General features: G+C 71.0%; 6 protein-coding genes. 5 read left to right on the forward strand and 1 reads right to left on the reverse strand.

What is annotated here, in order from left to right; translation table 11 throughout:
* The coding region (locus LG632_RS28935; protein WP_226730780.1) for a homocysteine S-methyltransferase family protein at positions 1-1,011 on the reverse strand (1,011 nt) is incomplete at its 3' end.
* Between the two features lie 250 nt (positions 1,012-1,261).
* Here LG632_RS28935 and LG632_RS28940 point away from each other — a divergent pair.
* From LG632_RS28940 to LG632_RS28960, 5 genes are all read left to right on the forward strand, one after another.
* Entirely contained in the window at positions 1,262-2,029 is a 768-nt protein-coding gene (locus tag LG632_RS28940) for an IclR family transcriptional regulator (protein ID WP_226730782.1), read from the forward strand.
* Positions 2,030-2,345: 316 nt separating this feature from the next.
* Positions 2,346-3,128 carry an MIP/aquaporin family protein gene (locus tag LG632_RS28945; RefSeq protein WP_226730784.1) on the forward strand — a complete coding sequence of 261 codons (783 nt, stop codon included), beginning with the start codon at positions 2,346-2,348 and terminating at the stop codon, positions 3,126-3,128.
* Between the two features lie 52 nt (positions 3,129-3,180).
* Positions 3,181-4,707: a glycerol kinase GlpK gene (gene glpK, locus LG632_RS28950; protein ID WP_226730786.1), complete on the forward strand. Its 1,527-nt coding sequence runs from the start codon at positions 3,181-3,183 to the stop codon at positions 4,705-4,707.
* Between the two features lie 75 nt (positions 4,708-4,782).
* On the forward strand, positions 4,783-6,390 hold the full coding sequence (locus LG632_RS28955; RefSeq protein WP_226730788.1) for a glycerol-3-phosphate dehydrogenase/oxidase: 1,608 nt from the start codon (positions 4,783-4,785) through the stop codon (positions 6,388-6,390).
* 136 nt (positions 6,391-6,526) lie between these two features.
* A complete protein-coding gene (locus LG632_RS28960; RefSeq protein ID WP_226730790.1) occupies positions 6,527-7,486 on the forward strand; it encodes a PAC2 family protein in 960 nt (319 codons plus the stop codon).
* The last annotated feature ends 58 nt before the right edge of the window (positions 7,487-7,544 follow it).

Raw genomic sequence — 7,544 nt, forward strand, 5'->3', positions numbered from 1 at the left:
GAGGGAGGCCGCGCCCGGCTCCGGACGCGCCTCACGGGCCGCGGGAGCCACACCGCGCACCCGCTCCACCACCTGGCGCAGGTGCTCGGGCGTCGTACCGCAGCAGCCGCCGACCAGCGACAGGCCGTACTCCTGGACGAACGTCTCCTGCGCGTCGGCCAGCTCCGGCGCCGACAGCGGGTAGTGGGCGCCGTCCTTGGTCAGCACGGGCAGGCCGGCGTTCGGCATGCACGACAGCGGGATGCGGGCGTTGCGGGCCAGGTAGCGCAGGTGCTCGCTCATCTCGGCCGGGCCCGTCGCGCAGTTCAGCCCGATCATGTCGATGCCGAGGGGCTCCAGTGAGGTCAGCGCCGCGCCGATCTCCGAACCCAGCAGCATGGTGCCGGTGGTCTCGACGGTGACGGAGCAGATCAGCGGGACGGACACGCCGAGGGCGTCCATGGCCCGGCGCGCGCCGATGATCGCCGACTTGGTCTGGAGCAGGTCCTGCGTGGTCTCCACGATCAGCGCGTCGGCGCCGCCGGTCAGCAGCCCCTCCGCGTTGACCTGGTACGCGTCCCTGACGGTGGTGTACTCGATGTGGCCCAGCGTCGGCAGCTTCGTGCCCGGCCCCATCGAGCCGAGCACCCACCGCTGCCGGCCGGTCTCGGCGGTGAACCGGTCCGCGGCCTCCCGCGCCACACGCGCACCGGCCTGCGACAGCTCGAAGTTCCGGTCGGTGATGTCGTACTCGGCCAGCGCCGAGAAGTTGGCCCCGAAGGTGTTGGTCTCCACGCAGTCCACGCCGACCTCGAAGTACGCCTCGTGGACCGAGCGGACGATGTCGGGGCGGGTGACGTTCAGGACCTCGTTGCAGCCCTCCAGCTGCTCGAAGTCGTCCAGGGAGGGGTCCTGGGCCTGGAGCATCGTTCCCATGGCACCGTCGGCGACCACCACCCGGGTGGCGAGGGCCTCACGGAGGGCGTCGGCCCTGGTCTGGGTGTCTGCGGACGGGTTCGGCGACGAGGCCATGGTTGAGCTCCCTGGGATGCGACGGCTGTCGGCTTTACACCCCTTCTGACAGGGGTGTACGCGGTCAGGGTAACCATGCGGACCGGACCCCGGTGCGGGTGTCCCACGGAACGGACAGGCATTCTGTGCGCTGCGGTGGCCGGATCCGATGGGGTGGGTCTGCGTCCCGAGCCTGCAACCAGTCGGCATCGGCCGATAGAGTTCGACATTGTCGAACTACGTCTTCACATCGCCCTCAGGAGGCTGCGCGATGGCACGGAACATCCAGTCGCTCGAACGAGCCGCTGCGATGCTGCGGCTCCTGGCGGGCGGCGAGCGCCGGCTCGGCCTGTCCGACATCGCCTCCTCGCTGGGCCTGGCCAAGGGCACGGCCCACGGCATCCTGCGCACGCTGCAGGCCGAGGGGTTCGTCGAGCAGGACCCGGCGTCGGGCCGCTACCAGCTGGGCGCCGAGCTGCTGCGGCTGGGCAACAGCTACCTCGACGTGCACGAGCTGCGCGCCCGCGCCCTGGTGTGGACGGACGACCTGGCCCGGGCCAGCGGCGAGAGCGTGTACGTGGGCGTCCTGCACCAGCAGGGCGTGCTGATCATGCACCACGTCTTCCGGCCCGACGACAGCCGCCAGGTCCTGGAGGTCGGGGCGATGCAGCCGCTGCACTCCACGGCGCTGGGCAAGGTGCTCTCCGCCTACGACCCGGTGGCGCACAGCGAGGCCGTGGAGGCCGAGCGGCGCACCTTCACACCCCGCACGGTCACGGACCTGGAGGGCTTCGAGGAGGTGCTCTCGCTGACCCGGGCGCGGGGCTGGGCGGCCGACGTGGAGGAGACCTGGGACGGCATCGCCTCGGTGGCGGCGCCGATCCACGACCGGCGCCGCATGCCGGTGGGGGCGGTGGCGGTGGCGGGCGCCGTGGAGCGGGTGTGCGGGGACAACGGGGAGCCCCGGGCGACCCTGGTGGCCGCCGTACGGGACTGCGCCCGCGCGGTGTCGCGCGACCTCGGGGCAGGCCGGTTCTGAGCGTGCCCCTCCCCGCCGAGCGGCCCTTCGGGGCCGCTTTCTGCGTTTTTTTCGCCACATTTTGACTAGATCATGGCTTGATCCGCTCGGCTGCACCGACCGGTAACGATCCGGCAATCTGGCGGGACAGCCCTTGACGCGTTCTTCACCTGGGCGAAAAACTGCCGTTCACCGGTCGACATTGTCGAACACCTACCGGCAATACGCGTTAGGGTGTGACAGAGCCAAGGACCGGTGAAGCACTCACCGAGTGCGTGGACCGCCGGGGCCATCCGGGGTCCGCCCACCCTCTGGACGTAGGACAAAGGAGTCGCGGGTGTCCAGCTCCGACATCTTCATCGGCGAGACCATCGGTACCGCCCTGCTCACTCTGCTCGGTGGTGGCGTCTGCGCCGCCGTGACCCTCAAGAGCTCCAAGGCCCGCAACGCGGGCTGGCTCGCCATCACCTTCGGGTGGGGCTTCGCCGTGCTGATCGCGGCCTACGTGTCCGCGCCCCTCTCCGGCGCGCACCTCAACCCCGCCGTCACCGTGGGCATAGCCGTCAAGGACGGCGCCTGGGGCGACGTCCCGGTCTACCTGGCCGGTCAGCTGCTCGGCGCCATGCTCGGCGCGGTGCTGATGTGGATCACGTACTACGGCCAGTTCCGGGCCCACCTCTCGGACCCGGAGCACATCAAGGACGCCAAGCTCGGTCCCGAGGACCCGCACCCGCACGACGTCGCGGGCCCGGTCCTGGGTGTCTTCTCCACCGGCCCCGAGATCCGCAACGTGGTGCAGAACCTCACCACCGAGATCATCGGCACGGCCGTCCTGGTCCTCGCGATCCTCACCCAGGGCCTCCAGGGCGACGGCAAGGGCCTCGGTGTCATCGGCGTCCTGATCACGTCCTTCGTGGTCGTCGGCATCGGCCTGTCGCTGGGCGGTCCGACCGGCTACGCCATCAACCCGGTCCGTGACCTCGGCCCGCGTATCGTGCACGCCCTGCTCCCGCTGCCCAACAAGGGCGGCTCCGACTGGGGTTACGCCTGGATCCCGGTGGCCGGTCCGCTCGTCGGCGCCGCGCTCGCCGGCGGTCTGTACAACATCGCGTTCGCCTGATCACCATCGGCACGGTCCGACCAGCCCACAGACTTCCCGGAGAGCTCACACCATGACCACCAGCACCGGCCCGTTCATCGCGGCCATCGACCAGGGCACCACCTCCTCCCGCTGCATCGTCTTCGACCGCGACGGCCGCATCGTCGCCGTCGACCAGAAGGAGCACGAGCAGATCTTCCCGAAGCCGGGCTGGGTGGAGCACGACGCCACCGAGATCTGGACCAACGTCCAGGAGGTCGTCGCCGGGGCCATCGCCAAGGCCGAGATCACCGCGGCCGACGTCAAGGCCGTCGGCATCACCAACCAGCGCGAGACCACCGTCCTGTGGGACAAGAACACCGGTGAGCCGGTGCACAACGCGCTGGTGTGGCAGGACACCCGCACCGACGCCCTGTGCAAGGAGCTCGGCCGCAACGTCGGCCAGGACCGCTTCCGCCGCGAGACCGGCCTGCCGCTGGCGAGCTACTTCTCCGGCCCGAAGGTCCGCTGGCTGCTCGACAACGTCGAGGGCCTGCGCGAGCGCGCCGAGGCCGGCGACATCCTCTTCGGCACCATGGACAGCTGGGTCATCTGGAACCTCACCGGTGGCGTGAACGGCGGCCGGCACGTCACCGACGTCACCAACGCCTCCCGCACCCTCCTGATGAACCTGCACGAGCTGGCCTGGGACGAGCGCATCCTCGCGTCGATGGAGATCCCGGCCGCGGTCCTGCCGGAGATCCGTTCCTCCGCCGAGGTCTACGGCGAGGTCAAGGACGGCGTCCTGGCGGGCGTGCCGGTCGCCTCGGCGCTCGGTGACCAGCAGGCGGCCCTGTTCGGCCAGACCTGTTTCGCCGAGGGCGAGGCCAAGTCCACGTACGGCACCGGCACGTTCATGCTCATGAACACCGGCGACAAGATCATCAACTCCTACAGCGGCCTGCTGACCACGGTCGGCTACCAGATCGGCGACGAGAAGCCGGTCTACGCCCTGGAGGGCTCCATCGCCGTCACCGGCTCGCTCGTGCAGTGGATGCGCGACCAGATGGGCCTGATCAAGTCCGCGGCCGAGATCGAGACCCTGGCCTCCTCCGTCGAGGACAACGGCGGCGCCTACTTCGTGCCCGCCTTCTCCGGCCTGTTCGCCCCGTACTGGCGCTCCGACGCCCGCGGTGTGATCGCCGGCCTCACCCGGTACGTCACCAAGGCGCACATCGCCCGTGCCGTCCTGGAGGCCACCGCCTGGCAGACCCGCGAGATCACCGACGCCATGACCAAGGACTCGGGCGTGGAGCTGTCGGCCCTCAAGGTCGACGGCGGCATGACCTCCAACAACCTGCTGATGCAGACCCTCTCGGACTTCCTGGACGCCCCCGTGGTGCGTCCGATGGTCGCCGAGACCACCTGCCTCGGTGCCGCCTACGCCGCCGGCCTGGCCGTCGGCTTCTGGCCGGACACCGACGCGCTGCGCGCCAACTGGCGCCGGGCCGCGGAGTGGACCCCGCGGATGCCGGCCGAGCAGCGGGAGCGCGAGTACAAGAGCTGGCTCAAGGCCGTTGAGCGGACCATGGGCTGGGTCGACGACGAAGACGCCAGCTGACCGCGATCGGCTGACGCAAGCATGCCGGCCCCACCGCACCGGGGCCGGCGCAAGCGACGACGAGGAGTCAAGACAATGAGCAGCCTGCAGAGCGTGCCCGCCCTGGGCACGCACCCGACCGCCGGTTCGAACGCGAGCCGCGCCGAGACCCGCGAGCAGCTGGCCAAGGCCACGTACGACCTGCTGGTCATCGGCGGTGGCATCCTGGGCACCTCGGTGGCCTGGCACGCCGCGCAGTCGGGTCTGCGGGTCGCCATGGTGGACGCCGGCGACTTCGCCGGCGCCACCTCCTCGGCCTCCTCCAAGCTCGTCCACGGCGGCCTGCGCTACCTGCAGACCGGCGCGGTCAAGCTGGTCGCCGAGAACCACCACGAGCGGCGGGTGCTGGCCAAGGACGTGGCCCCGCACCTGGTCAACCCGCTCACCTTCTACCTGCCGGTCTACAAGGGCGGCCCGGTGGGTGCGGCCAAGCTGGGCGCGGGCGTGTTCGCCTACTCCGCCCTCTCGGCCTTCGGTGACGGCATGGGCAAGGTCATATCCCCCGCCCGTGCCGTCGCCGACAACCCCGGTCTGAAGACGGACAACCTCAAGGCCGTCGCGGTCTACTACGACCACCAGATGAACGACTCCCGCGTCGCCGTGATGACGGTCCGCGCGGCGGTCGAGTCCGGCGCGGTCGTCCTCAACCACGCCGAGGTCACCGGACTGCGCATGACGCAGGGCCGGGTGACCGGTGCCGAGCTCAAGGACCGCCTGGACGGCACCGAGTTCGGCGTCGACGCGCGGGTCGTGCTCAACGCCACCGGCCCGTGGGTGGACCACCTGCGGCGCATGGAGGACAAGCACTCCGCGCCGTCGATCCGCCTGTCCAAGGGCGCGCACATCGTGATGAAGCGCAAGTCGCCGTGGAAGGCCGCCATGGCCACCCCGATCGACAAGTACCGCATCACCTTCGCCCTGCCGTGGGAGGACCAGCTGCTGCTGGGCACCACCGACACCCAGTACGAGGGCGACCCGGCGGACGTCCGGGCCGACGAGGCCGACATCCAGCAGATCCTGGACGAGGCCGCGTTCTCGATCAAGGACGCCGACCTGGACCGCTCCTTGATGACGTACGCCTTCGCGGGCCTGCGCGTGCTGCCCGGCGGCCCCGGTGACGTCGCCCAGGCCAAGCGGGAGACCGTCGTCACCGAGGGCCGCGGCGGCATGCTGTCCGTGGCCGGCGGCAAGTGGACGACGTACCGGCACATCGGCCGCGTCGTCATGGACAAGCTGGCCAAGCTCCCCGGCAGCCCGCTGACCGAGGACATGGAGCCGGTGAAGTCGCTGGTCCGCCGGGTCCCGCTGCCCGGTGTCGCCAACCCCAACGCCGTCGCCCACCGCCTGCTGGTGGACCGCGAGCCGGGCCTGCGGATGGACCCGCTGACCGCCAAGCACCTGGCGACGCACTACGGTTCGCTGGCCTTCGACATCGCGCGCATGGTCAACGAGGACCCCGCCCTCGGCGAGCGGATCCACGAGGACGGCCCGGAGATCTGGGCGCAGGTCGCCTACGCCCGTGACTTCGAGTGGGCCCACACCGTCGACGACGTGCTGCGCCGCCGCACGACGGTGACCATCCGCGGCCTCGACGACGACGCGGTCAAGGCCCGGGTGGCCGAGATGCTGGCCCGGAAGGCGTAGCGCCCGGCATAGCATTTCTGATCCATGGGCAGGGGCGGTTCCGGGAACGGGCCGCCCCTTCTCGCGGTCTGTGGAGCGGTCGTATCAAGGCTTAGGCTGGCCCACGTACACAAGGGAACTTCGGAAGGAGACCTGGGTGATCGAGCTTGAGGGCGTGCCCGAGCTGATCGACCCGGTCATGGTGGCCGCGTTCGAGGGCTGGAACGACGCGGGTGACGCCGCGTCCGGTGCGGTCGCGCACCTGGACCGGGAATGGAAGGGCGAGGTCTTCGCGGCGCTGGACGCCGAGGACTACTACGACTTCCAGGTCAACCGGCCGACGGTGTGGCTGGACAACGGGGTACGCAAGATCACCTGGCCGACGACCAGGCTGTCCGTGGTCCGGGTCGGCGGCCCGAAGCCGCGGGACCTGGTGCTGGTGCGCGGCATCGAACCGTCCATGCGGTGGCGGTCGTTCTGCAACGAGCTGCTCGGGTTCGCGCACGAGCTGGGGGTGGAGATGGTGGTGATCCTCGGCGCGCTGCTGGGGGACACCCCGCACACCCGCCCGGTGCCGGTCAGCGGGGTCACCTCGGACCCCGACCTCGCGCGCACGATGGACCTGGAGGAGACCCGCTACGAGGGCCCGACGGGCATCGTCGGCATCCTCCAGGAGGCGTGCACGCACGCGGGCGTCCCGGCGGTCTCGCTGTGGGCGGCGGTCCCGCACTACGTCTCCCAGCCGCCGAACCCGAAGGCGACGCTGGCGCTGCTGAACCGGCTGGAGGACCTGATCGACATCAGGGTCCCGCTGGGCGAGCTGCCGGAGGACGCCCGGGCCTGGCAGCTGGGGGTGGACCAACTGGCCGCCGAGGACAGCGAGGTGGCGGAGTACGTCCAGACGCTGGAGGAGGCGCGGGACACGGCGGACCTGCCGGAGGCGTCCGGGGAGGCCATCGCGCGGGAGTTCGAGCGGTACCTGCGGCGCCGGGACCCGGCCGCCGGGTCGGCGCAGGGCGACCCCGGCGACCCCACGTCGTACTTCCGCGATCCGTCCGGGGGCTCCGCCCCCCGCCCGAAGCCGAAGCCGGACGATCCGGACGAGGACACGCCGTAGCGCGGGGGTGGGGGGGGGGGGGGGGGGGGGGGGCGGCCGGCCGGGGCGCCGGGGGGCC

The organism is Streptomyces antimicrobicus, from assembly GCF_020532625.1.
Lineage (GTDB): Bacteria > Actinomycetota > Actinomycetes > Streptomycetales > Streptomycetaceae > Streptomyces > Streptomyces antimicrobicus.

What these genes read in the sequence shown, in the direction of transcription:
- LG632_RS28955 (WP_226730788.1), top strand. Translation starts at nt 4,783, where the DNA reads ATGAGCAGCCTGCAGAGCGTGCCCGCCCTGGGCACGCACCCGACCGCC.
- glpK (WP_226730786.1), top strand. Translation starts at nt 3,181, where the DNA reads ATGACCACCAGCACCGGCCCGTTCATCGCGGCCATCGACCAGGGCACC.
- LG632_RS28940 (WP_226730782.1), top strand. Translation starts at nt 1,262, where the DNA reads ATGGCACGGAACATCCAGTCGCTCGAACGAGCCGCTGCGATGCTGCGG.